This is a genomic window from Neorhizobium huautlense (assembly GCF_002968575.1).
Classification (GTDB): Bacteria; Pseudomonadota; Alphaproteobacteria; order Rhizobiales; family Rhizobiaceae; genus Neorhizobium; species Neorhizobium huautlense.
Genome location: NZ_PVBM01000005.1, coordinates 84,423 through 109,270 on the forward strand (window position 1 = coordinate 84,423; position 24,848 = coordinate 109,270).

Consider the following 24,848-nt stretch of genomic DNA (forward strand, 5'->3'; position numbering starts at 1 on the left):
GAGTGACCAGAATGGCAGAAAAGATCATCATAGACTCAGATCCCGGTCAGGACGATGCACTCGCCATTCTGCTTGCGCTGGCGAGTCCTGAAATCGAGGTTCTCGGCATCGTCGCTGCGGCCGGCAACGTGCCGTTGTCGTTGACCGAAAGGAATATCCGCAAGATTTGCGAACTGGCCGGCCGTTCCGACATCAAGGTTTTTGCCGGCTGCAATCAGCCGATGACCGGGCCGCTGGTGACGGCCGAGCACGTGCATGGCGCAACCGGACTCGACGGTGCGGAGCTGCCCGAGCCGACCATGCCGCTTCAGGAAATGCATGGAGTGGATTTCATCGTCGAGACGTTGATGGACGAGCCCGCAGGCTCGGTGACACTCTGCATGCTCGGACCGCTCACCAACCTCGGCAAGGCGCTGACCAAGGCGCCGGAGATAGCGGGGCGCATCAAGAAGATAGTGCTGATGGGCGGGGGCTGTTTCGAGGGCGGCAATATCACGCCTGCCGCCGAGTTCAATATCTATGTCGATCCGCCGGCGGCGGCCGTCGTGTTCGGCTCCGGCGTTCCGATCGTGATGATGCCGCTCGACGTCACGCACAAGACATTGACGACCAGAGCCCGCGTGAATGCGATCCGCGATATCGGAACGCCGCTTGCCTATGCCGTGGTCGGCTGGCTCGACTATTTCGAGCGCTTCGACGTCGCAAAATATGGAAGCGAAGGTGGGCCGCTGCACGATCCGAACGTCATTGCCTACCTGTTGAAACCGGAGCTTTATTGCGGCCGCCAGTGCAATGTGGAAATCGAGACGGAATCCGAGCTGACCAAGGGCATGACGGTGGCCGACTGGTGGGGTGTTTCCGGTCGCCCGAAGAACGCACTGTTCATAGGGGACGTGGATGCAGACGGTTTTTATGCTCTGCTGACGGAGCGGCTTTCCTGGCTTGGCCGCGAGGAACTGGCGCGGCAGCCGATGCTTCGGCTCGTCTGATCATTTGCCTCTGCGCGGGATGATCAGCGCGTCGAGGATGCGCACTCCCCGTCCTTCCGGCAGGACCGCGACCGGGTTGAGATCAATCGCCTCGATATCGTCGCCGTAAACAGCCGCGAATTCGGAGAGTTTGACGAGCAGTTCGGCGAGCGCCTTGCGGTCTGCTTTCGGCGCGCCCCGATAACCGTCGAGGAGAGTGGCAAGCTTCGTCTCACCGATCAATGTTTCCGCCCGAGCCTGATCGATCGGCAGCAGGTCGAAACTGCTGTCCTTTACCAGCTCAACCAAAACACCGCCGCAGCCGACCACGAGACCGAAGCCGAACGGTTCGTGGCGGACGAGGCCGACCAATGCTTCGACGCCGCCCGTCACCATTTCCTGTACCGAGACGCCGCGCAGCTCCGCCTCCGGAGCATAAGCACGGGCGTTTGCCATGATTGCCGCAAATGCGGTTCTGGCCTCCGCTTCGGAGGCGATGCCGAGTTTTACGCCGCCGGCCTCGGTCTTGTGGAGGATGTCGGGCGATTCGATTTTCATGACGACGGGGAAGCCTTGTGCGCTGGCTGCTTCGGCCGCGGCATCGGCGCTGGTGACAAGCCTTTCCCTCGGGACCGGCAGGCCTTCGGCGGCAAACAGAGCCTTGGCTTGGCTTTCGGTAAGTACCTTGGCAGGAAGCGGCTTTTTCCCGGCAGATATGTTGCCCGGCCAAGAGACGGCGTCGGTCTGAGCCATCAGGCTGGCGATCGCCGTCAGCGCGCTTCTTGTGCCGCGTAAAACCGGCACCTCCGGCAGTCTTGCCTCCACGGCCGGGTGGTGCCCGGAGGAGAGATTGCTCATGAAGACGACGGGTGCTTGGCCGGTTTCGGCATAGTCAGATACGGCCTCTGCAATGCCAAGATATTCGGAAGCGCCGAAGTCGTCGAGACCCTGAGGGGCGTCCTGCGCTGCGACGATCATACCGATCGATGGATCTGCGGCGAGGCTGTGCAGCACATCGCGGTAAATATCGCCGTTGGCAAAAACCATGCCGGTTGTGTCGAGCGGGTTCTGGGGCGTCGCGAAGGGCGGCAGCAGGGTTCTGATTCTTGCGATGGTTTTCGGCTGCAGTTCTGGCAGCGAAAGGCCAACTTCGTCGGCGATATCGGACACATGCGCCACACCGCCTCCGGAGACGCCGATGATCGCGACACCCGGCTTGGTCGGCCTCTGCTTTAATGTCAGGCAAAGCGTCGCCGTTTCCATGAAGCTGTCCATATCCGGCACTTCGATGATGCCGACGCGGCGGAAGAAGGCGTGATAGGCTTCGTTGCTGCCGGCGAGCGAGCCCGTATGGGCGGCCGTGGCCTGGGCGCCGCGTTCGGAGCGGCCGACCCGAAGCGCTATGACGGGTTTTCCAGCGACATGCATCTTCTCCATCGCGGCAGCCAGCTTTTCCGGCTCGCGGATCGCCTCGATGACGATGCCGACGGCGCGGGTGTCGTAATCCGTGGCGAGGAAATCGAGGTAATCGGGAATGTCGGTCGCCGCACTGTTGCCGGAGGATACGATGTGGCTGAGGCCAAATCTGCCGGTATTGCTGAGCGCGATGGCGCTGGCGCCGGAATGGGAGAGGATCGCGAAGCGGCCCTTTTTCAAATTGGTGGAAAGGCTGGAGGAATAAAGGGCCGCGCCGGTGTTGAGATTGAAGAGGCCGAGGCAGTTCGGCCCGCACATCGCCATGCCGTAACGCTCGGCGATCTCGACCAACTGCCGCTGCCGCTCGCGGCCGGTTTCGTCCAGTTCCGCGAAACCGGAGGCCAGAACGACCGCCGCCTTGATCCCCGCCTCACCCGCTTCCTCCAGCGCGCCGATCACCTTTTCGGCCGCAATGCCGATGACGGCGACGTCTGCCGCGGCGTTGAGCGCAGAAAGGGAAGGGGACACGCGGTAACCAAAGACCCACTCCGCCGTCGGGTGCACCGGGATGATCTGCCCCTGATAACCGAAGCGCATCAGGTTCTTCATCACGAAGCTGGACGAGGCGTCGGCGCGTTCGGTCGCGCCAACGACCGCGACACATCGCGGCGCCATCAAGGCCCGCATTGCTTCAGGCGTGTTCGCCGCCATGACCAAAGCCTCAGTCGAGGCCCTTGAACGGATTGTCGCGGAAAGCGAGGTATTCCTTAAGCGACATCTTGGCGAGGTTGGCCATCCACTCGCGGCCCTGCTTCGTCACGTGGAGTGCGGCGATGGCCTCGATATTGTACTGGAAGGAGGGCAGCAGGCCGGCAACCATCTGCTGGTTGTTGATCGAAGCCTTCGTGTATTTCAGCGCCGGAACCGGCATGCGTGCGAGCTTGCGGGCGAGGTTTTCGGTCTTTTCCTTCAGCTGATCGGCCGGCACCACCTTGTTGATCAGGTGCATGCGCAGCGCCTCTTCCGCATCCACCATGTCGCCGGTGAACATCAGCCACCTTACGTCGCGGGTTGCGAGCAGCCACGGCATCATCAGTGCGGGAGGACCGGAATTGTGTCGCACTTCCGGCTCGCCGAACTTGGCGGTGTCGGCGGCGATCGCCAGATCGCAGCACATCATCAGTTCCAGCGCACCGGCAAGCGCATAACCGTTGACCGAAGCAATGACCGGGATCGGCGCCCGCCATATATTAAGGAGCGCCTCGGCGTTCTCGGTCATGTCGGCACGCCAGAAGTCGACATCCACATCGAAATCGTCGCCCTTCAGGTCGTAGCCGGCCGAAAAGGCTCGACCGGCGCCGGTGATGACGAGCGCGTTGACGTCCGGATCTTCGATCGCGGCCTTCAGGGCCGCATTGATTTCGCGGATCACCGTCTTGTCCATCGCGTTCATCTTCTCGGGGCGATTGATGGTGATCGTCGCGAACTTGTCGGTCTTGTCCTTTTCATAAAGGATGGTCTCATAGCTCATGGCAGTTCCCCTTGTTATGACTCACTTGCCGTGATTGACCGTATTCTTGAGCCGATCTATCGGCCGCTCTTCTTGAGCGCCGCGTAGGCGACGGCCATCTTCGAAGCCAGGCGGGCATTGTTCTTCACCAGTTCGATATTGGCTTTCAGGCTTTCGCCCCTGGAGAGCTCGTTGATCCGCGCCAACAGAAAGGGGGTCAATTCCTTACGGCCGATGCCGCGTTCGTCCGCTTCGCGTACGGCATCGGCAATCGTCCCGTCGATGAATTCCGGTGTGAGCGCCGCGTCTTCCGGGATTGGATTGGCGATCATGAGGCCGGTGCCGGTACCGAGCTTATGGTGTAGCCACATGGCTTCGGCAATTTCTTCAGGGGTATCGAGCCGATGGTCGGCTCTGAAGCCGCTTTTGCGGGTAAAGAAGGCGGGAAAATCCTCGGTGCCGTAGGCGATCACCGGTACGCGCTGGGTTTCGAGATATTCGAGCGTCTTGGCTATGTCGAGGATCGACTTGACACCGGCGCAGACGACGGCCGTCTTGGTCCGGCCGAGCTCCGTCAAATCCGCAGAAATATCAAACGTCTGCTCGGCGCCGCGATGCACGCCGCCGACGCCGCCGGTGGCGAAGATGTCGATGCCGGCGAGATCCGCCAGCAGCATCGTGGCGGATACCGTGGTGCCGGCCGATTGCTTGTGCACCATGGCGACCGCAAGGTCCCGGCCGGAGGCCTTCACGACGCTCTTTGCCTGGGCGAGAGCTTCCAGTTCGTCTCTTTCGAGGCCGGCGCGAAGCACTCCGTCGATGACGGCGACGGTTGCTGGCACGGCGCCGTTCGCACGTACGACATCTTCTACGGCGAGTGCCGTTTCAAGATTGGCAGGGTAGGGCATGCCGTGGGTGATGATGGTCGATTCCAGCGCCACCACCGGACCGCCTTCGGCGATGGTTTCAGCCACTTCGCGGCTCAGCTTCGGTTTCAGAAGGGTCATTTCGGGTATTCCTCGGATGTTTTTCGGCCGCGGATCTATCCGGCAAGCCGGTGCATGTTGGCTTCCAGGAAGCGTTCGGAGAGTTCGGTATGGACGCTGGCGGGGCTTTCCGTCGTCAGCGTGCCGAGAAGGGCGCCGGTGCGCGCTGCGGTATAGGTGTCCTCGCCGTGAAGGATCCGGTGCAACGTGCCGGCGATCATTGCGTCGCCGGCGCCGGTGATGTCGATAGGAGTGGCGCGCACGGCGGGGAAGGTGCGGGCGCCCTCGACGCCGGCCACGGCGATACCGCGGGACCCCATGGTGACGATCGCCTCGCGGGCGCCCGCTGCCTGCAGGGCAACGGCTGCCTCCTTTGCGTCGCCGATCGTTTCGTGCGCCTTGCGGTGCAGGACGGCGTTTGCCTCGTCGATGTTCATGAACAGAAGGTCGATGCCCGAAAGATCTTTCGGCAGACGTGCGGCCTTGGGTGTCGAGACCGCATCGACCGCCAGTTTGAAGCGCGCTCCCTGTCTCTTCGCGATCAGCGCGGCGAGCGTCTCGGCCGGCAGGTTGCAATCGCAGAAGACCCAGCTGGCGGCGGCCAGATGCGGCCAGATGCGTTCAAAATGGGCGGGTAGAAGCAGATCAAAAATGCCCATGTCGGCAATGCCGAGCACGAGATCGCCCTTGGTATCGAGGATCGCAGCGTATTCCGCCGTCGGCCGTTCCGCTGTGGTAACCATCTGGCTTACGTCGATGCCACGGTCGCGCATATGCTTCAGCAGCGCCCGGCCACCTTCGTCGTCGCCAACGATCGATACGAAGCTTGTCGTCGTGCCGAGAAGCGCCAGATTTTCCGCGACGTTGCGGGCGACGCCGCCCATGGAGCGGATGCCGTCGACCGGATTGGAGGTCTCGAACACGAGATCATGTTTGGCGCGGTATTTCCGGTCCAGCACCGCGCCGCCGATGCAGACAGCGCGGGTTTCCGCCGGCATGACATAACCGCGGCCGAGGATATAGCCCTTCTGCATGAGCTGAACGATGTGCGCGGCAACCGTGGAGCGGGCCAAGCCCAACTGGGTGGCGATCTCCTGCTGTCCCGCAAAGGGGTTGTCCTTGATGATCGCCAGAACTGCCGCTTCCTGCGGAGCGAGGTCATCCATCTGATGCACGTCCTTGCGGCGAGAGCCGCGCTCAATTTCGTTAATTTGGATATGGACAACAACAGATGTTTTTGTCAACATCTGTTTGTCAAATGCAGATGGAGGTTAGGCCATGCCCGTTTCGAGCGCCAATCCCGTGTCATCCGGCCAGGCCGTTCCCGGCATACCGGTCATTGATGTCGGACCCTTCGTTCGAAAGGAGGCAGGCGCCGCTGCAGTGGTCAAAGCGATCGAAACAGCATGTCGCGATACCGGCTTCTTCCTCGTTACCGGCCACGGCGTTTCGCCGGACATCACATTGAGGCTCTACAATCTGGCCCGCGCCTTTTTCGACTATCCGCAGGACTGGAAAAAGACGATAGGGCGCGGCGCTGGCGTGATGGGCGGCGTATCGTTCTCGCCGATCGCGGAGGAAGCGCTTGCCGCCACGCTCGGCATAAAGACCCCCGGCGATTACAAGGAGAGTCTGAATTTCGGCAAGAATCTGCCGGGCGATACATGGCCCGAGAGGCCGGAAGGCCTCGAGCAGGCTTTCCGCGACTACTTCGGGGAGATGGAAGTGCTCGCAAAGCATATGCGCCGAATATTCTGCCAGGCCATCGGACTTGATCAGGACTATTTCGAGCCGTCTTTCGAGAACCATCTCTCGGCGCTGCGGGTCATCAACTACCCCGAACAGGCGGAATCGCCGCTGCCGGGCCAGTTGCGCGCCGGCGTCCACACCGACTACGGTTTCATGACGATCCTCCGTTCGGAGGCTTCTCCGGGCGGGCTGCAGGTCCGCAATCGCAACGGGGAGTGGCTGGATGCGCCCTCCATCGAAAGGGCCTATGTGATCAACATTGCCGACGCTTTCATGCGCTGGACCAATGACGAATGGGTTTCGACGCCCCACCGTGTCGCCAATCCGCCGAGCGGCTTCAAGGGCACGGCGCGCCGCCAGTCGATCCCGTTCTTCCTCAATCCTTCCAAGGATACCGTGATCGAGTGCTTGCCGCCCTTCATCAAGGGTGGCGCGAAATATGAGCCGATCACCTACGGCGAATACATAGATCTGAAGACGAAACAGGCTTTCTCGAAAGGCTGACGGACGACTGAACCTGTGCGCAGAAGCGAAAATACGCCGGCACACGAATGATCTCGATAGATCGCAACAAGGGGAACTGCACATGACGAGTTTGACAAGACGGCAGGCGCTTGCCGGAATGAGTGCTCTAGCTGCCGCAGGCCTGACCGGGCTACCCGCGCGGGCACAGCAGAAAACACTGATCGTACCCACGCTCGGGGGCGTCTGGGAGCAATACTGGCGTTCGGCGGTGGCGCCGGAATTCGCCAAACAGAGCGGTGCGACGGTGACCCTCGATGTCGGCAACGGTCGCGTCTGGGGCGCGAACCTGCGTGCGGCGGGCGTTGCAAAGCCGCCCTATTCGATCGTTATGACCAACGAGGTTTTCGCCTCCGGCCTGCGCAAGGAAGGCTTTTTCGAAAAGCTCGACCTGACGAAGCTGCCGAACTACGGCGATCTTTATCCGCTCGCCAAGAAGACCGACGGCTGGGGCGCCATCGGGGCTGTCTCCCCGATCGGTCTCGGCTACCGGACCGATCTCGTGAAAACGCCGCCGAAGAGCTGGAAGGACCTCTGGAACAATCCGGAATTCAAGGGCCGGATCGGTCTCTACAACTTCGCCAACAGCGCTGGCAAGATGGAGCTGCTGCTGTTCTCCAAGATCTTCGGCAAGGACCAGTATGACGTCGATGCGGGATTCGCCGCGCTCGAAAAGCTGGGTTCCGTCATCCAGGTGGACTTCAACATGTCGACCGGCCTTGCGTCCGGCGAGATCGTCGTGGCGCCCTTCGATTTCGGCGAAATCGCGCGGCTGCGCCGCCAGGGCCTCCCCGTCGATTGCATCATCCCGGAAGAGGGTATGATCATGTTCGACCAGACCATCAATATCCTCGCGAACGCCCCGGAAAAGGAATTGGCATACCAATATGCAAACTTCCTGCTCTCGCCGGAAGTTCAGTCGATGATGATGAAGCAGTTCTTCATCTCGCCGACCAATGCCAAGGTCAAGGTTCCAGACGATCTCAAGGCGGATGTACCGGTCTCCGGTCCCGATATGGACAAGATCCTCACCTGGGACTGGAATTTCGTCAACGAGAAGCAGGGCGAACTCGCCGAGCGCTGGGCGAAAACCGTCAGGTGATTTTCCCCGCTGCGATCATGGTCTGCCTGGGGCAGACCATGATCGCCTTTTTTGAGCATTCAATTCCGAAAGTGAAATTTCATGACAGAGGTTAGCATCGAACAGCTGACCAAGGACTATGGGCAAGGGCCTGCAGTCGACGGTATCTCGGTCAGGATCGCCGAAGGGGAATTTATTTCCCTGCTTGGTCCTTCCGGATGCGGCAAGACGACGACGCTCAAGATGATCGCCGGCTTCGAGGACGCAACGCGAGGCGCGATCCGCTTCGATGGCCGGGACGTCGTGCATGTGCCGGTCGAAAAACGCGATATCGGAATGGTCTTTCAGAACTACGCACTGTTTCCGCACATGACCGTCGAACGAAACCTCGCCTTCGGTCTGGAAATGCGGAAAATCCCGAAGACGGAGATCCGCGACCGCATCGCCAAGGTCCTGGATATGGTGCAGCTTACGGGTTATGCGGAGCGTTATCCGCGGCAGCTCTCCGGCGGCCAGCAGCAGCGCGTGGCGCTCGCCCGTGCTCTCGTTATCGAACCGAAGATATTGCTGCTCGATGAGCCGCTCGCCAATCTCGATGCGAAGCTGCGCGAGGAAATGCGGGTCTTCATTCGGGACCTGCAGCGGCGCGTCGGCATCACCACCGTTTACGTGACCCATGACCAGGCGGAAGCCATGACCATGTCCGACCGGGTGGTCGTGATGTTCGGCGGCCGCATCGCCCAGATCGGCGCTCCCTCCGATATCTACGAGCGGCCCGCCAATCTCGAGGTGGCGGAATTTGTCGGACAGGTCAACATCGTGCGCGGCAAGGTGGTCAACAGTATCGTCTCCACCCCGCTCGGGGATGTGCCGGTGGTCGGCCACTATGCTGACGGCGCCGATATAACGCTGGCGCTGAGGCCGGAAGCGGTGGAGCTTTTGCCCGTCACGGCGGGTGTTGCCGGCGTTCCTGCAAAAGTGCTTTCCAGCTATTATTCCGGCAGTCTCGTGGATTATCGTCTGGAGCTTGCCAACGGTACCATTGTCAACGTTCAGACCTTTCCGCGAACCCGGTTCCGCGATGGCGAGACCGTGCTGGTTCATGCGCCGGCAGACCGTTTCTGGCCGCTTGGGAGCGTCGCATGAGCGCTGTTGCCGGAAAACGCCTCGGGCCGCTGCTTTTGATCGCGCCGGCTGCGATCCTGCTCACGGCTTTCCTCGTGCTGCCCTATCTCAACATCGTGCTGATGAGTTTCCGCATGCCGGGGCAGGGAACGCCTTATGGGCCGGGATTGACGCTTGCGAATTACGGCAAGTTCTTCTCTGATATCTTCTACATCCAACAAGTGGTGAACACTCTTTGGATCGGTTTCGTGACCACTTTTGCCTGTCTTGTGCTCGGTTACCCCGTCGCCTGGCAGCTTGCCCGCGGAACCTCCTCCCTCCGGGCGCTCGGTTACGGCCTCGTGCTCTCCCCGCTTCTCGTCGGCATCGTCATCCGCAGCTATGGCTGGACAATCCTGCTCGGCAACAACGGCCTGATCAACCGGACGCTGATGGGCTGGGGTCTCATCGATGGCCCCTTGCCGCTGATGTACAATGCGCTCGGCATCATCATCGCGCTCGTGCATGTCTTCCTGCCCTTCATGATCCTGCCGATCATGAGCGCCATCCAGGGCATCGATCCGTCCCTTGAAGCCGCCGCCCGTTCCCTCGGCGCCTCAAAACTAACCGCCTTCCGTCGCATTACCCTGCCGCTGTCGCTGCCCGGCATCCAGGCCGGATGCATTCTCGTTTTCGTATTGTCGCTGAGTGCATATGTAACGCCCTCGTTGATCGGTGGTCTGAGGGTCAAGACCATGGCTGTAACGGTCGTCGACGCCTTGATCGACACGTTCCAATGGCCTTTCGGTTCCGCCATGGCGCTGGTGCTATCGGTCACGGGGGCGATTTTCGTCGTGCTTTTCGGAAGGCTCACCGTCATGAAATGGAAGGCATGAGCATTACGATGTCGAAACCGTTCTTCACCGTCTACTGCCTTGTCATCTACGCCTTTCTGCTGGCGCCGATCCTCGTTGTCGTTGGTGCCTCCTTCAATGCCGGCGCTTTCCTGACCTTTCCGCCGCAAGGCCTGTCCTTCCGCTGGTACGGAGTCTTCTTCAACAACGAAGTCTTCATGCGAGCAATCCGGACGTCGCTGTGGATTGCGGCCGTCACCACCGTGATCTCCGGCATCATCGGCACCATGGCGGCGATTTTCTACGTGCAGCATTCTGGCAAGCTGAAGGAGACAGTGCGGATCGCCATGCTGGCGCCGCTGCTGCTGCCGGAAGTTCTGACGGCCATTTCTTTGCTTTTTTTCGTCTATTCGATCGGTGTCGGTACCCAAACCATGGTCGGCATGATCGTCGGTCACGTGCTAATCACGCTGCCTTTCGTCTTCATAAACGTATCGGCTTCGATGGAAAGCTACGATCCCGCCTGGAGCATGGCCGCCCAGAGCCTTGGCGCCGGACGCTTCACGCGCTTCCGTCGCATCATGCTGCCGCTCATCAAGCCGGGCGTGATCGGAGGCTGCCTTTTTGCGTTCATCATCTCCTTCGACATCTTCACGATCTCCTTCATGCTGAAGAATGTCGGGACGTCCACCTTGCCGATCCAGTTGTTCGACTACCTGCGGACCAATTTCACGCCTGAGGCCGCCGCTGTCTCGACCTGCTCGATCGTGCTGACGCTTGTCGTGGTGGTCGTCTCGGAAAAGGTGCTCGGTCTGCGTATCCACCGCTTCTGATCGGGGCCGGGAGCTGCCGCCTGCAATTTCATTCAAGATCGGTTTCGATCCGGTCGTTAGCCTCAGGCGAAACCTTGAAAGGATCGCCTGATGACACCTGAATTCCTCCTCACCTCTTTCATCGTCGTCGCATCGCCGGGTACGGGCGTGCTGATCACCCTCGCTGCGGGTCTTTCGCGTGGGACAAAGGCGAGCATTGTCGCGGCATTCGGCTGCACGCTCGGCATAGTCCCGCATATGGCGGCGGCCGTTTCAGGTCTGGCGGCGCTCTTGCATGCCAGTGCGCTGGCCTTCGAGACGGTCAAATATCTTGGGGTGGCCTATCTCCTTTTCATGGCCTGGCAGGTGCTGAAGGAGAAGGGCGCGCTGACTGTAGAGCCCGAAACCACGTCCCGCTCGGCCCGCCAAGTCATCGTTTCGGCCATCCTTGCCAATGCGCTCAATCCGAAGCTTTCCATCTTCTTTTTCGCCTTCCTGCCGCAGTTCGTGAGGCCTGATGACGCCTCTCCCGTCCTGCGCATGACGGAACTCGGCCTCGTCTTCATGCTGATGACTTTCGCGATTTTCGCGATCTACGGGGTATTTGCCGCTTCGGTCCGCAACCACGTCATCTCTCGGCCGTCTATTTTGGGCTGGATGCGCCGCACATTTGCAGGCGCGTTCGTCCTACTCGGCGCCAGGCTTGCGCTTTCGGAGCGATAGTTATTACCTGCCGCGTAATTGAGACGATGCCGGTGCTCCCGCATGATCGCCCTGCCTGGAACGAGCCGGGCGATAAAAAGGAGAAGAAAATGACTGATGCAGCCACACATGCCGAACGTTACCTCGCTATCTGGAACGAGACGAACGCCGCTCGCCGTCGCGCTATGATCGCCGAAGCCTGGGCAACCGACGCTCTTTATGTCGACCCGCTGATGCGCGGAGAAGGGCATGAGGACATCAACGGATTGGTCGAGGCGGTCCAGGCCCGGTTCCCCGGCTTCCGTTTCGAACTGCTCGGCACGGCTGATGGTCACGCGGACAACCTTCGCTTCTCGTGGGGACTTGGGCCGCAGGGCGGCGAGCCGATCATCAAGGGAACGGATTTCGCCCTGCTTGAAAATGGCCGTCTGAAGGCCGTTTATGGTTTTCTCGATCAGGTTCCGGCTGCCGCATGAATACGATCGCGACCGCCCGTCCTCTCGGCGATTTCCTGCGCGACTGGCGCCGCCGCCGGCGCATGAGCCAGCTCGATCTGGCGCTGGAGGCTGAGATTTCGCAACGCCATCTCAGTTTCATCGAGAGCGGGCGGTCACTTCCAAGCCGCGACATGCTCCTGCATCTCGCCGAACGGCTGGAGGTGCCGCTCCGCGAGCGGAACCCCATGCTGCTCGCTGCGGGTTTCGCGCCGGTCTATGCCGAACGCACGCTGGACGATCCCGCTTTGGCCGCGGCGCGCAAGGCGATCGACATGGTACTCAAGGGACACGAGCCTTTTCCAGCGCTTGCCATCGATCGGCACTGGACCCTTATGGCGGCAAATGCCGCCGTGGCACCGCTGCTTGCCGACGTGGCCGACCGGTCGCTTCTGGAGGGACCGGTCAATGTCCTGCGGCTGAGCCTTCATCCGCAGGGGCTTGCGCCTCAGATCGCCAATCTTGCGGTGTGGCGGAATCACCTGCTGGAACGGCTGCACCAGCAGGTCGCCGCCACAGGCGACCGCATTCTCCAAGGGCTGCTGGAGGAGTTGTCGGGCTATCCGGCACCTGAAAGCTCTTCAAAGCAACCAGGCGACTACGCCGGGATCGTTGTGCCCCTGGAGCTGCGGACGGCGGCTGGATTGCTTTCATTTATCTCGACAACGACGGTGTTCGGTACCCCGGTGGATGTCACCTTGTCGGAGCTTGCCATCGAATCCTTCTTCCCCGCTAATGACGAGACGGCGGAGCTTCTGCGGCGGATGGCAGAAGGCGTCTGACGGATTTATTTGCGCGCCTTCAGACCGTCCATGAGAAGCCCGATCAGGCGGTGCGATCGCTCGCGCCAGTCGGGAGAATCCGTCATTGAGTAGATGCTGGAAAGTGCCTGCAACAGGTCCGCCGTGTCGATGTCGGTCCGGATCAGGCCATTCTCTCCAGCCGCGCGGACGAGGCGCTCGAAGGCGCTTCGTATATTGCTAAAACCTTCCGCAAACAGCGTGGAGTTGGAATTCATCAAGGTCTTCAGGCTGTTGGACATGCCGCGCTTGGTCGCGATATAACTCACAAAGCGCCGCATCCATTCCTCCAGCGCCACGTCCGGCGGGTATTTTTCTGCAAGTTCCGTCGCCGCGTCTGCAAGGCTTTCCAGTTCCCGGCGGTAGACCACCTCCACGAGATGTTCCCGGGTGGGAAAATGGCGGTAGAGTGTGCCGATGCCGACGCCAGCCTGTCGCGCTATATCTTCGAGCGACGTCTCGACGCCCTTTTCCGCAAACGCTACGGCGGCCACTTCCACCAGTCTATCGCGGTTGCGGCGAGCGTCGGCGCGAAGCTTCGTCGATTCCGGCGATGGTGTATTTGGTTCGGCCGGGGCCAAAATGCATGCTCCCAGACAATGAGGACTTGACGAAAGTCAGGATGCCAACTAGTTAAACGGAGGCGCCTCCGTTTGTGCGGAGTGTCATCTACCTCATAATCCAGGAAGGGGTCGGGTGTCATGCGCAAAGATGCGCCCAAGCGCCCCCGCGATTTTATTTAGCGCGAGCCGGTCGTCCGGCTAGCGGCTTCGATCCAAAAAATTCAATTCGTGACGATAGCAGGAGCTTATCATGACACGAACCATACATCTTTCACTCGACATCAACGCGAGCCGGTACGAGCTTGACGTTGAGACACGCGTCACGCTGCTTGATGCCTTGCGCGAAAATCTTGGTCTTACAGGCACCAAGAAGGGCTGCGATCAAGGCCAGTGCGGCGCCTGCACCTGCCATGTCGACGGAAAGCGCGTGCTCTCCTGCCTGACGCTCGCTGCTCAGGTGGAAGGAAAGCAGGTCATCACGATCGAGGGGATCGCGGCCGAGAACGGCGACCTGCATCCCGTGCAGGCGGCGTTCATCGAGAACGATGCCTTCCAGTGCGGCTATTGCACGCCCGGCCAGATCATGTCGGCGGTGGCGTGTATCCGGGAAGGGCATGCCGGTTCGGAAGAAGAAATCCGCGAATACATGTCCGGCAATCTCTGTCGGTGCGGAGCCTATAACAGCATCGTCGCGGCCGTCCGCGAAGCGGCGAGCGCGGTTACGACTGGTGTAGCGGCCAAGGACAAGGCGGAGGTGGCCTGATGCGCGATTTCTCCTATTTCCGCGCCGCTTCCACCGAAGAGGCCAGTCGTGCGACCCTTGACGCCGGCACTATGCTGCTGGCCGGCGGTACGACCTTGCTCGATCTCGCCAAATGTGGCGTGTTCGAACCGGATACCCTCGTCGATATCACTCATCTTGCCGGCCTCGGCGATATTACCGTCGATGCAAACGGAGCGACGATCGGTGCTCTCGCCAAGATGGAAGAGGTAGCCGATCATCCGGGAGTGAAGGCAGCATTTCCAGCCGTTGCCCAATCCCTGTCGCTCGCGGCCTCCCCTCAGCTACGCAACATGGCGACCGTCGGTGGCAATCTTCTGCAGCGGACCCGCTGTCCTTATTTCCGCGACCCCGGCGCCTTTCCTGCCTGCAACAAGCGTAATCCCGGTTCCGGCTGTTCGGCGATCGGCGGCGTAACCCGCAACCACGCGGTTCTCGGCACGAGCAGAGCCTGCATCGCGGTCAATCCGGGCGATCTTGCGGTGGCGCTGGTCGCCTTCGATGCATACGTGGAAATGGGCCGCCGCAGGGTTGCGATCGAAGACTTCTATATGCTGCCGGGGGAAACACCCGACTGGGAGACCGTGCTGAAGAAGGGTGAGATCATCACCGGCATCAGCATTCCCGCCTCCATGGCAGCGAAGAACTCGACCTATCTGAAGGTCCGCGACCGGCAGTCCTACGAGTTTGCCGCGGCGAGCGCTGCGGTCGGAATCGAGTTCGAGGCCGACGGGCAGACCGTGCGGGACATCCGCGTCGCGCTCGGCGGTGTGGCGACCAAACCATGGAGAGCCCGGACCGTCGAGCAGGCGCTGGTCGGTACCGTGCTGAACGTCGACGCCGTGGAAAAGGCGAGCCGCCTTTCCATGGAGGATGCCGTTTCACATGGCGGCAACCGCTACAAGATCGAACTTGCGCCGCGCGTCGTCGCACGCGCCATCCTGACAATGGGAGGTCTGGCATGACCATTATGGAAACCCGCAAACACGGCGATGCCGCCGACGGCATGGTGGGCGGCCGCTTTTCACGGCTCGACGGCAGATTGAAGACCACCGGCGGCGCGACCTATGCCCTCGAGCAGCCCGTGAAGAACGTCGTTCACGCGGTGCTGGTGCAGAGCACCATTGCCGCCGGCCGTGTGGTTGCGGTCGATACCGAAGCTGCAAAGGCTGCGCCCGGCATACTCTCGATCTTCACGCCGGAAGACGATCTCGGCCTCCTGGTGGCGTCCGACTGGCACGGCAATCGCCCTGAGAACGAACCTTTCCGCCCGTTGCCGCGTCAGATCAGCTTCAACGGTCAGGCGATCACCGCCGTCGTGGCGGAGACGCTGGAGCAGGCGACGGAGGCGGCCAAGCTGGTGAAGGTCTCCTACGAGGAGGCGCAGCCCGTGACGAGCCTTGACGATCCAAACGCCGGCGAGGGCAGGCTGGTGGATATGCTCACCGTTGGCTGGGGTGATGCCGAGGCGGCCTATGCCGCCGCGGATGTCAGGATCGAGGCGGAATACCGGACGCCGCGGGAATATCATGTGCCGATCGAACCTCACGGGCTGACGGCAAAATGGGAGGGCGAGTTCCTGACGGTCTGGGAGCCGAGCCAATGGACGCATGGCATGGCACGCACCTATGCGGAATGGTTCGGCATTCCCTATGAGAATGTGAGGATCGTATCACCCTTCATCGGCGGCGGCTTCGGCTCGAAGGCCATGGGATATACCTATGGTGCGGTGGCTGCCGCAGCCGCCCGCAAGCTCGGTCGGCCTGTCAAGCTGGCGGTTACCCGTCCTCAGACCTTCACCGCCTATGGCGGCCGGGCGGCGACCAAGCAGACCATCAGGATCGGCGCTACGAAGGATGGTGTTCTCCAGGCGATCGTTCATCGCGGTGCAAGCGAAACCTCCGTCTTTGCCGACTTTCCGGAGCAGACGGGCGCTGCGACGCCCTTGCTTTATGCCGTGCCCAATCTGAGCACGCAACACCGTCTGGTTCCGGTCAATACCGTGACGCCGGGAGCCTTGCGCGCTCCGGGCAAGAACCCGAGCGCCTTCGGTATCGAGAGTGCAATCGAGGAACTCGCTTATGCGGTTGGAATAGACCCACTGGAACTGCGGCTGCGGAATTATGCCGATCACGACTACCAGTCCGGCAAGCCATGGTCGACGCGCCAACTTCGCGAGGCGCTGACGGTTGGAGCCGACGTCTTCGGCTGGTCCGGGCGCAGCCATGAGCCGCGTTCGATGCGGGATGGCCGGCAACTGGTCGGCTGGGGTATCGGTTGCGGCACCTTTCCGGTGCTCAAGGCCGCGAGCGAGGCGCTCATCCGCATTCTCGGCGACGGCAGCGTCGAGGTCGTCAGCGGCGCGATCGACATGGGGCAAGGCACCTACACCATCCTCGCACAGACGGCGGCGGAGGTGCTCGGCGTTCCGGCGGAACGGGTGGACGTCAAGCTCGGCGATTCATCGCTGCCCGGTGCGACGGTGGCTGGCGGGTCGATGCTTGCCGGAGCTCTTACCGGCGCCGTCCACAAGGCCGCCACGGCAGCGCGCGACGAGCTGATCGGTCTGGCTCTCAACGACAGCAACTCGCCGTTCCGGGATACCGGCGCCAATACCCTTGTCATCTCCGGGGGCCGGATTTCCGTGCCCCGTGGCGAAGGTCCTTCCTTGACCCTCGCCGAACTGATGTCGGCAATCGGTCGGGACCGTATCGAAACGCAGCGCAATACCTTGCCGGAAGGTGCCAACGGACCGGAGGACCACAAACGGTCGTGGACGACCATGGCCAATATCCAAGGGCCGACCGCCGGTGATCTTTCCATGCACAGCTGGTGCGCCCATTTCGTCGAGGTGAAGGTGGACGAGGATTTCGGAACCGTGCGGGTGTCGCACGTCGTCTCGGCCTTCGACTGCGGCCGGATCTATAATCCGAAGCTCGCCGAAAGCCAGTGGCGTGGCGGTATCATCATGGGCATTGGTCAGGCGCTGCTCGAGGAAGGGTTGGTCGACGAGCGCTTCGGCCGTGTCATCAACAACAATATGGGTGATTATCTGGTGCCGACCAATGCGGACATACCGCATATCCAGGTGATCTCGGTCGGCGTGCCGGATTACGACGCTTCGGTGCTGGGCGGCAAGGGCGTGGGCGAGGTCGGCATCGTGGGGGTCGCCCCTGCGATTGCCAACGCCGTCTTCCATGCCACCGGCAAACGCGTGCGCGATCTTCCGATCACGCTGGAAAAGCTGATCTAGCTGCCTCCCCTCATCCGCCTGCCGGTGGGTGAGGGGCTTCCCATCCAGGTCTCAATCCTCCGAATACCGCTCTTCCGCCCAAGGGTCGCCCCGCATGTGGTAACCGTTCTTTTCCCAGAAGCCTGCCTGGTCCCGGGCAAGGAACTCGATCCGGTTCAGCCACTTGGCGCTTTTCCAGAAATAGAGATGCGGCACCACGAGCCGAACCGGCCCCCCGTGCTCTTCCGTCAGCGGTCGCCCTTCCCATTCGGTCACGATGATCGCATCCGGGGAGGCGAAGTCGGAGAGAAGCAGGTTGGTGGTATAGCCATCGTAGCTCGTCAGCATCACCGCCACGGCCTCGTCCTTCGGATCGACGGCATCGAGGAAGTCGTGGGTGGAGACGCCCTTCCAGTTGTTGTCGTAGCGCGACCAGGTCGTCACGCAATGGATGTCGGAGCGCATTTCGCTCTGCGGCAGGGCCTGAAATGCGGCCCAGTCGAAGGTCCTCCGGTTGTTGATGAGGCCGCGAACGTCGAGCTTCCATTGGGATGCGGCAACCCGCGGCTGCTGTCCGAGATCGAGCACCGGCCAGTTCTTGACGAGGTGCTGGCCGGGCGGCAGGCGATCGGTTTCCGGACGGGTGATACGCCCGGTGAGGAACTTGCCCTGTTCGGCCCATTTCCGTTTGGTGACGGTGAGCTTCGAATCCTCGGGCTGAATGTCGTCGGGCATGACCGGTTCTCCTTGCGTCCCTCGATAATCTGATAAACAAGGGGACCAAATCAATTGCCCGTTCTGGAAAATCATGCCTGCCTTCAATCCGCTCGTCGAAAAGCTCTCACCGCCGCCCGTGCCCTCCGTTTTTGCCTGGGGACGCGCTTACGACGGCTCCAAGGGGCCATTGATTGACCTGTCGCAGGCCGTGCCCGGCTATCCCGCTCATCCCGAAATGCTGAAGCTTCTCGGTGAAACGGCATCCTCCACCGCGTTTACCGGTTACGGACCGATCGAGGGCGAAGCGGAGCTTCGTCGCGTTTATGCCGAGCATGCATCGGAGGTCTATGGCGCGTCTCTTGGCACTGACAACATCCACGTCACTTCCGGCTGCAACCAGGCTTTCGTCTGTGCCGCGATGACCGTCGCGGGGCCCGGCAACACGGTCCTGATGACCGAGCCGTTTTATTTCAACCACGAGACGACGCTCGCGATGATGGGCGTGAAGACGGCGTTCGTGGCCTGCGCGGCGGAAAACGGCTTTCTTCCCGATCTGGTCAGCCTCGAGCGCGCGATCACGCCGGACGTCCGCGCACTGGCGCTGGTCTCGCCTAACAATCCGACAGGGGCGATTTATCCGCCGTCGTTGCTCGAAGCGATCTTCCGGCTCTGCCGTGAAAAGGGCATCTGGCTGATCCTCGACGAGACCTATCGCGACTTCATGCCGGTGGCGGGCCAGGCGCCGCATAACCTTTTCAGCCTGGCAGGCTGGGAGGAAACGCTGATCAGCCTCTACAGCTTCTCCAAGTCCTTCTGCATCCCCGGCCATCGGCTTGGCGCCATCACGGCCGGTTCACGGGCGGTGGAGCAGATCGCCAAGATCATGGACAACCTGCAGATCTGCGCGCCTCGCGCCGCTCAGGCGGCTGTTGCTAAAGCGCTACCGCTGCTTGCAGATTGGCGGGAGGAAAACCGGCAGGAAATCGGCCGTCGCGCCGATGCCTTGCGATCCGTGATGCGGGGCTTGACCGGTTGGAAACTCGACGCGATCGGGGCCTACTTCGCCTTTGTGCGCCATCCTTTTGCTGGTGTCGGCTCGGCGCAGGTTGCGGAGCAACTGGCGAGGCGAGCCGGGGTCATCTGCATTCCCGGCGCGTATTTCGGGGATGGTCAGCAGAATTATCTGCGCTTTGCCTTCGCCAATGCGGACGTGGCGACAATCGGCCGCCTGAAGGAACGTTTGCAGAACTTTTCTCTGTCTTGATGCCGCCTGTCCGTATATAAGCGGATCATGGTTCAAAGAGCAGGAAGTGCCGATCTCCCGCTTCACGGCGGCCGTGTTCCCCCCTGGCTGGGCGAGCGGATGACGAAACTCGGGGCGGTCATCGCGCAGGCGATCGTCATCCATTATGGGCGCGACGAGTTCATGCGGCGGCTGGCGCATCCCTTCTGGTTCCAGTCCTTCGGCTCGGTCATGGGCATGGACTGGCACTCTTCGGGCATCACCACCAGCGTCATCGGCGCCTTGAAGCGCGGCCTGACGCCGCTTTCCGGCGAGCTTGGCATCCATGTCTGCGGCGGGCGCGGCCAGAATTCCCGCAAGACGCCGGACGAACTGATCGCCGTCGGCAACCGGGTCGGCATCGACGGCTGCGGGCTTGCGACGACCAGCCGGCTGGTCGCCAAGGTGGATAGCGCCGCCGTGCAGGATGGTTTCGACCTCTACCTGCACGGCTTCATCGTTACCGACGACGGCAAATGGGTTGTGGTGCAGCAAGGCATGAACGGCGACAGACGCCAGGCGCGGCGCTACCACTGGCTGTCAGAAGGCATTACGAGTTTCGTGGATTCACCGCACGCGGCGATCGAAGGCCGCAGGCAGGGCGAGATCGTCAACCTCGCCGACCACCGGGCCGATGCTTCGCGAAAGGGCCAGTTGGATCTTCTTTCCTCATTGGGGCCGGACCGCATCGTTCGCGAGGTGATTGCGCTCGATCCGGCGCGCAAAGCAAAAGATCTGGCGCAGCCGATGCTGCCGCATCTCGTCATGCCGGCGCATCACGACGTCCGGGAGGACGACGTCAACATGAAGCGGCTGCATGGCACGCTCGCCGCCGCAGCCGACCGAGGACCGGAAGATTTCGAGCAGCTGCTTCTGACGCCCGGTGTCGGCGCGCGTACGGTTCAGGCGCTTGCCATGGTGGCAGAGGTCGTGCACGGCGCGCCTTGCCGATTTTCCGATCCGGCCCGTTTTTCGCTCGCTCATGGCGGCAAGGACCGGCATCCTTTTCCTGTGCCGATCAAGGTCTATGACGAGACCATCAAGGTGATGAAATCGGCCGTCGGCCAGGCGAAGCTTGGCCGGGAGGAGGAACTGCAGGCTCTGAAGCGGCTCGACGATCAAGCCCGGCAGCTCGAGCGCTATGTCACAGGTCCAGACTTGAAGGAGATCGTCGCCGGCGAATTTCGAAAATCCCATGAATGGGGAGGCCGCAGCGTCTTCGGTTTCGAACCGGCGCCCGAAGAATCGGCCGAAAAGCGCGGCGCTAAGGGGGAACGATGATGTCTCCCGATGGTTCTCGATAGAACCAAAAGGAGGATCATCATGGAACGCAATGATGCCAACCGGGAAGCCGCCCGTTTCGGCAATAGCCGTCCGAACATCGCCAAAAGCTCCGGTACCGGCGAGGAAACTTCGAAGAAGTACCCCGATCCATCGACCGCTGATCTCAACAAGGCCCGAAAGGTCTGGGATGCGGAAGGTCCCGGCAATCCGGCGGGCCGTGTTGCTGACGCGGGCGACGCCGGTCAGACAGTGCCTTACGATATCGAGACGCAGGCAGATGCGGTCGCCGAGCAGAGCGGACGCAAGGACAAGCACTGACAGTTCAGGCAGTCGCGCCGACCGTTTTCGTCTGATGGATTTCGATCAGCGACGGGCCTTCAAGCCGGCGGAAATTCTCAAGAGCCGCCGGCAATTCTTTGATGTCCCCAAGGCGCACCGAGGGCAGACCGTAAGCCTCGGCGATCTTCAGGAAATCGGGCGGAGAAGGTTTTACGCCTTCCGGCTCGATGCCGTTTTCGACCATGTAGGTCTCGATCTCCTGATAACCGTCGTTGTTCCAGACGAGGAAGATGACGTTTGACCCGGCATCCTTCGCCGAGCCCATCTCCGCCAGGGTAAACTGAAACCCACCATCGCCCGTCACGCAGACGACCGGCGTTTCCGGTTCGGCAATCGCTGCGCCCACGGCGGCCGGAGGACCGTAGCCAAGCGCGCCGTAACCGGTCGCGGCATTAAACCAGCCATGCGGCCGGCCCGCTTCATAATAGAGGTTCCCCGCATAAACAGCCTGCGTACTGTCGCCGACGATGATCGCGCCGGGCAGGGTATCGCGGACGATGTTCAGGATGCTGATCTCGACGCGCATCTTCGGTGTCAGTTCTGCCCGTGCGGCCAGCCGGGTCTCGTTTGCCCGCCCCGCTCCGTCAGACTGCCGGCGGTTGCCGGATCCGATTGCAGCCAGGAGGTCGGATGCGGCGTTTTCCGCGGAAGAGAGGATCGAAAGCGCCGCCTGCGGGCCGCGAGCCAGCTGGGCGGCGTCGATATCCACGCGGATCAGGTTCTTCAGCTCCGGAAAACCGCCGTTCCCATACATATCGTAGTCTGTCTGTCCCATCTGAGTGCCGAAGGCGAGAACCAGATCGGCATCCGCAATCAATTTCCGCACGGATTTCACGCTGGGGCTCGCCGGTACGGACAGCGGGTGATGCGCGAAAGCGCCGCGGGCATTGGTGGTTGTCACCAGCGGTGCGTCCAGCCGTTCGGCGAGCGTCAGAATGTCCTTCGCCGCCGGTACAGCGCCGCCGCCCACCAGGATCACAGGCCGGTGGGCTGCAAGGCAACGGCGAGCGGCTTCATCGATCGTCACGGCCTCGGCGCGTGGGCGGCTCGCCGCAACGTTACGCAGGCGTGGCGCCTTGATGCGCGCCGCCATCACATCGGTCGGGATTTCGATATGCACCGGCCCCGGCCTTCCCGAACGGAGGATCGCGAAAGCCCGTTCCATTACGTCGCCCAGGTCTTCAGGGTTGTGCAGCGTATGCGACATCAGCGCCAGCGTCGCCATCATGCCGCGCTGGTCCGGCAGTTCGTGAAGCCGGCCGCGGCCATGACCGAGCGTGGCGCGCGCGTTGACGCCCGAGATCACCAGCATGGGCACGGAATCCTGATAGGCCTGCGCCATGGGCGTGATGATGTTGGTCAGCCCCGGCCCGGTGATGACGAGGCACACGCCCGGCTTGCCGCTGACGCGGGCATAACCGTCCGCCATGAAGCCCGCGCCCTGTTCGTGGCGCGGCGTCACGTGACGGATTTTCGAGGCGGCGAGCCCGCGATAGAGTTCGACGGTGTGGACGCCGGGAATACCGAAGACGACATCCACGCCATTGGCTTCCAGAAGATCGATCAGCGTCTCGCCGACGGTCTTCAGGTTGCCGCTCATGCGCGCTTTTCCTTGCGTGACACCAGGCGGCTTGCGAGGTCGCCGATGCGCCCCATCGCCGTTTCGAGCACGTCATCGGGCATGGTCAGCGAAATGCGCAGGAAGCCGGCGGCCTGATCTCCGAACGAGGAACCGGGCATGACCGCGACCTTTTCTTGATGCAGCAGTTCCCAGGCAAATTCCTCGCCGCCGAGGCCGGTCGACGTCACGTCGAGAAGGATGAACATGCCGCCTTCCGGAGGCATCGGCTTGACCAGATTGCTGCCGGCAAACATCTTCGCGACGATCTCGGCACGTCGACGATAGTTTTCGCGCATGATGTCGGCGGTGTCGAAGTGCTGCGAGAGAGCCATGGCCGTCATGTCGGAGATGAAAGGTTGCACACCGAACAGCATGGTCTCCGAAACAGGCAGAAGCTTTTCGCAAAATTCCTCCGGACCCGCCGCCCAGCCGCTGCGGAAGCCCGGGGCGGCATGAGATTTGGAGATCGAGGAAACCACAATCGTCCGCTCCGCAAGCTCCGGCAGGTCGAACGGAGAGGCGAAGGGCGTGCCTTCGAAAATCAGTTGCTCGTAGACCTCGTCGCAGACGATCCAGAGATCGTGGCGCCGGCAGACTTCGCCGATCTTTACGATTTCCGCAGCCGTCAGAACTGCGCCGGTCGGATTGTGCGGCGTATTGAGCAGCAGTACGCGGGCTTCCGGAGTCACTGCCCGTTCGAGATCTTCTGCCTGCAGGTGGAACTTCTTCTCCGGCCGAAGCGGCACGGGGATCATATGCGCGCCGGTGGAGGCAATGACGCCTTCATAGGTCGCGTAAAGCGGGTCGCCGACCAGCACGCCGTCGCCGGCTTCGACAAGACCGGTCATGACGCCGTAAAGCGCCGTCTGGGTGCCGGGGAAGCAGAGAAAATTGCGTTCTGTGACGCCGGGCCGGCGCTTCGCGTATTTCTCGACCAGCGCTTCGAGCACCGGAGGTTCGCCGCGGCCGTTGGAATAACGGGTCCGGCCTGCATACATGGCGCGGGCAGCCTCGTCTAGCAGCGCCTTGTCGGGCGCGAGGTCCGGTTCGCCGATCGTGAGCTCGATAATCTCCTCGCCGGAGGCCTTCATGCGCCGGGCAGCGAGATGGAGCGCCCAACGGCCGGAACCGAGATGGGCGAGACGGTCGGTGATCGAGGCATAGCGCATCGGTTTTTCCTTTTGTTATCGTTCGTCCGCAGAAAGTTCGCCGGGTTCGAGACGCAGCAGCGCTTCCACGGATATCAGGGCATTCCCAGCCAGTTCCTTCTCGGCGAACATGTCGGCAGCCAGCGTTCCTTCAAGCCAGAGGCCGTCCACCAGCGCGTTGAGTGCAATGGCATGCGCGCGGCATTCCTTCGAGCTGACCTCCCGGTTCTGCTCCGCAAAGAAGGCGGTCAGTAGGGTCTCCAGCGCTTCCAGAAAGGCGAAGTAGTTTTCGCGGTGAATGGCGGCAAAACTCGGATCGATCTGGATATGGCTGATGAAGGCCGCCCAGAGCGAGAGGGTGCGCGGGTCCGTGACCGGTGGCGTGACGTTGGCGACGATGAAGCGGCGCAGTCGAGCCTTGGCGGTCTCGCCTTCGATCGCTGCAGTGATCGCGGTTTCCGTCATGCCCGTCATCACCTTGCGGTAGGCGGCCTGCAGCATCTGGTCCTTGCCGGCGAAATAATGCCGGATCAGCCCCCCGGTAACGCCGGCGCGCGTGGCGATCTGGCGCACCGTCGCGCCCTGGATGCCGAACTCGGCTATGCAGTCGAGCGTGGCAAGGATCAGGTCCTCACGTCGCTCGGCCTCGCTCGCCCGGTGGTAGCTGCGTCTGCTCGACGTCATTTCTGGACCTCAAGCGGCCATCCGTTTCTATCACGCATCAAAGACGTGGAGATTGCTCGAGAGCCGTAAGCGGTCATGGTGTCCATTACCTGGGAAGTCGAGTCGGACGGTGCCGCTCTTTTTCGATTTCGGTGTTATTATACAGTTGAATAATTTCCGCACAAGTGCCAGACTTCTTTCCACAAGGCCGCGTTACCAG

General features: G+C 61.7%; 24 protein-coding genes. 15 read left to right on the forward strand and 9 right to left on the reverse strand.

Annotated features, from left to right (window positions below; all coding sequences use genetic code 11):
* Positions 1–11 precede the first annotated feature (11 nt).
* Positions 12–989, forward strand: coding sequence for a nucleoside hydrolase (locus C5L12_RS07420; RefSeq protein WP_105371400.1), 978 nt, complete (start codon positions 12–14; stop codon positions 987–989).
* On the opposite strand, the gene C5L12_RS07425 is transcribed toward C5L12_RS07420, so the two are convergent.
* From C5L12_RS07425 to C5L12_RS07440, 4 genes are read right to left on the reverse strand one after another with little or no spacing between them, the layout of a single operon-like run.
* Complete coding sequence (locus tag C5L12_RS07425) at positions 990–3,095, reverse strand: acetate--CoA ligase family protein (protein WP_105371401.1); 2,106 nt, start codon at positions 3,093–3,095, stop codon at positions 990–992.
* 10 nt (positions 3,096–3,105) lie between these two features.
* A complete protein-coding gene (locus tag C5L12_RS07430) occupies positions 3,106–3,915 on the reverse strand; it encodes an enoyl-CoA hydratase/isomerase family protein (protein ID WP_105371402.1) in 810 nt (269 codons plus the stop codon).
* Between the two features lie 56 nt (positions 3,916–3,971).
* Positions 3,972–4,901 (reverse strand): pseudouridine-5'-phosphate glycosidase, encoded by a 930-nt coding sequence (locus C5L12_RS07435; RefSeq protein ID WP_105371403.1) that lies wholly within the window; start codon positions 4,899–4,901, stop codon positions 3,972–3,974.
* A gap of 35 nt (positions 4,902–4,936) precedes the next feature.
* Complete coding sequence (locus tag C5L12_RS07440; protein WP_105371571.1) at positions 4,937–6,046, reverse strand: carbohydrate kinase; 1,110 nt, start codon at positions 6,044–6,046, stop codon at positions 4,937–4,939.
* A gap of 112 nt (positions 6,047–6,158) precedes the next feature.
* Between C5L12_RS07440 and C5L12_RS07445 the strand changes: the two genes are divergently transcribed.
* The 8 genes from C5L12_RS07445 (at position 6,159) to C5L12_RS07480 (ending at position 12,980) form a co-directional block, all read left to right on the forward strand.
* Positions 6,159–7,133: an isopenicillin N synthase family dioxygenase gene (locus tag C5L12_RS07445; protein WP_105371404.1), complete on the forward strand. Its 975-nt coding sequence runs from the start codon at positions 6,159–6,161 to the stop codon at positions 7,131–7,133.
* A gap of 82 nt (positions 7,134–7,215) precedes the next feature.
* On the forward strand, positions 7,216–8,253 hold the full coding sequence (locus tag C5L12_RS07450) for an ABC transporter substrate-binding protein (RefSeq protein WP_105371405.1): 1,038 nt from the start codon (positions 7,216–7,218) through the stop codon (positions 8,251–8,253).
* An 81-nt stretch (positions 8,254–8,334) separates the two neighbouring features.
* Positions 8,335–9,378 (forward strand): ABC transporter ATP-binding protein, encoded by a 1,044-nt coding sequence (locus C5L12_RS07455; RefSeq protein ID WP_105371406.1) that lies wholly within the window; start codon positions 8,335–8,337, stop codon positions 9,376–9,378.
* Positions 9,375–10,232: an ABC transporter permease gene (locus tag C5L12_RS07460; RefSeq protein WP_105371407.1), complete on the forward strand. Its 858-nt coding sequence runs from the start codon at positions 9,375–9,377 to the stop codon at positions 10,230–10,232. Before C5L12_RS07455 ends, C5L12_RS07460 begins: the two co-directional genes overlap by 4 nt.
* Positions 10,220–11,023 carry an ABC transporter permease subunit gene (locus C5L12_RS07465; protein ID WP_205839317.1) on the forward strand — a complete coding sequence of 268 codons (804 nt, stop codon included), beginning with the start codon at positions 10,220–10,222 and terminating at the stop codon, positions 11,021–11,023. The genes C5L12_RS07460 and C5L12_RS07465 overlap by 13 nt, the downstream gene beginning before the upstream one ends.
* Before the next feature lie 90 nt (positions 11,024–11,113).
* Positions 11,114–11,725 carry a LysE family translocator gene (locus C5L12_RS07470; RefSeq protein WP_105371408.1) on the forward strand — a complete coding sequence of 204 codons (612 nt, stop codon included), beginning with the start codon at positions 11,114–11,116 and terminating at the stop codon, positions 11,723–11,725.
* Positions 11,726–11,814: 89 nt separating this feature from the next.
* Positions 11,815–12,180: a nuclear transport factor 2 family protein gene (locus tag C5L12_RS07475; protein ID WP_105371573.1), complete on the forward strand. Its 366-nt coding sequence runs from the start codon at positions 11,815–11,817 to the stop codon at positions 12,178–12,180.
* Positions 12,177–12,980: a helix-turn-helix domain-containing protein gene (locus C5L12_RS07480; protein ID WP_105371409.1), complete on the forward strand. Its 804-nt coding sequence runs from the start codon at positions 12,177–12,179 to the stop codon at positions 12,978–12,980. Before C5L12_RS07475 ends, C5L12_RS07480 begins: the two co-directional genes overlap by 4 nt.
* Before the next feature lie 5 nt (positions 12,981–12,985).
* On the opposite strand, the gene C5L12_RS07485 is transcribed toward C5L12_RS07480, so the two are convergent.
* A complete protein-coding gene (locus tag C5L12_RS07485; protein ID WP_105371410.1) occupies positions 12,986–13,579 on the reverse strand; it encodes a TetR/AcrR family transcriptional regulator in 594 nt (197 codons plus the stop codon).
* Between the two features lie 232 nt (positions 13,580–13,811).
* Here C5L12_RS07485 and C5L12_RS07490 point away from each other — a divergent pair, with 232 nt between their 5' ends.
* Genes C5L12_RS07490 through C5L12_RS07500 form a run of 3 tightly spaced genes read left to right on the forward strand, consistent with a single transcriptional unit; the run spans position 13,812 to position 17,595 of the window.
* Positions 13,812–14,324, forward strand: coding sequence for a (2Fe-2S)-binding protein (locus C5L12_RS07490; protein WP_105371411.1), 513 nt, complete (start codon positions 13,812–13,814; stop codon positions 14,322–14,324).
* Positions 14,324–15,307: an FAD binding domain-containing protein gene (locus C5L12_RS07495; protein ID WP_105371412.1), complete on the forward strand. Its 984-nt coding sequence runs from the start codon at positions 14,324–14,326 to the stop codon at positions 15,305–15,307. Before C5L12_RS07490 ends, C5L12_RS07495 begins: the two co-directional genes overlap by 1 nt.
* Positions 15,304–17,595, forward strand: a complete 2,292-nt coding sequence (locus C5L12_RS07500) for a xanthine dehydrogenase family protein molybdopterin-binding subunit (protein WP_105371413.1) — start codon at positions 15,304–15,306, stop codon at positions 17,593–17,595. The genes C5L12_RS07495 and C5L12_RS07500 overlap by 4 nt, the downstream gene beginning before the upstream one ends.
* A gap of 51 nt (positions 17,596–17,646) precedes the next feature.
* On the opposite strand, the gene C5L12_RS07505 is transcribed toward C5L12_RS07500, so the two are convergent.
* Positions 17,647–18,309 (reverse strand): sulfite oxidase-like oxidoreductase, encoded by a 663-nt coding sequence (locus C5L12_RS07505; protein WP_105371414.1) that lies wholly within the window; start codon positions 18,307–18,309, stop codon positions 17,647–17,649.
* 73 nt (positions 18,310–18,382) lie between these two features.
* Here C5L12_RS07505 and C5L12_RS07510 point away from each other — a divergent pair, with 73 nt between their 5' ends.
* The 3 genes from C5L12_RS07510 to C5L12_RS07520 are packed head-to-tail and all read left to right on the forward strand — an operon-like array spanning position 18,383 to position 21,175.
* A complete protein-coding gene (locus C5L12_RS07510; RefSeq protein WP_105371415.1) occupies positions 18,383–19,555 on the forward strand; it encodes an aminotransferase in 1,173 nt (390 codons plus the stop codon).
* A 27-nt stretch (positions 19,556–19,582) separates the two neighbouring features.
* Positions 19,583–20,854 (forward strand): DUF763 domain-containing protein, encoded by a 1,272-nt coding sequence (locus tag C5L12_RS07515; protein ID WP_105371416.1) that lies wholly within the window; start codon positions 19,583–19,585, stop codon positions 20,852–20,854.
* Positions 20,855–20,896: 42 nt separating this feature from the next.
* A complete protein-coding gene (locus C5L12_RS07520; protein WP_105371417.1) occupies positions 20,897–21,175 on the forward strand; it encodes a hypothetical protein in 279 nt (92 codons plus the stop codon).
* A gap of 4 nt (positions 21,176–21,179) precedes the next feature.
* Here C5L12_RS07520 and C5L12_RS07525 read toward each other — a convergent pair whose 3' ends face one another.
* Genes C5L12_RS07525 through C5L12_RS07535 form a run of 3 tightly spaced genes read right to left on the reverse strand, consistent with a single transcriptional unit; the run spans position 21,180 to position 24,649 of the window.
* Positions 21,180–22,796, reverse strand: a complete 1,617-nt coding sequence (locus C5L12_RS07525; RefSeq protein ID WP_105371418.1) for a 5-guanidino-2-oxopentanoate decarboxylase — start codon at positions 22,794–22,796, stop codon at positions 21,180–21,182.
* Positions 22,793–23,986, reverse strand: a complete 1,194-nt coding sequence (locus C5L12_RS07530; protein ID WP_105371419.1) for a pyridoxal phosphate-dependent aminotransferase — start codon at positions 23,984–23,986, stop codon at positions 22,793–22,795. Before C5L12_RS07530 ends, C5L12_RS07525 begins: the two co-directional genes overlap by 4 nt.
* Positions 23,987–24,001: 15 nt before the next feature.
* The gene (locus C5L12_RS07535) at positions 24,002–24,649 is read right to left on the reverse strand and encodes a TetR family transcriptional regulator C-terminal domain-containing protein (RefSeq protein ID WP_105371420.1); all 648 of its coding nucleotides are present in this window, start codon (positions 24,647–24,649) and stop codon (positions 24,002–24,004) included.
* Positions 24,650–24,848 lie beyond the last annotated feature (199 nt).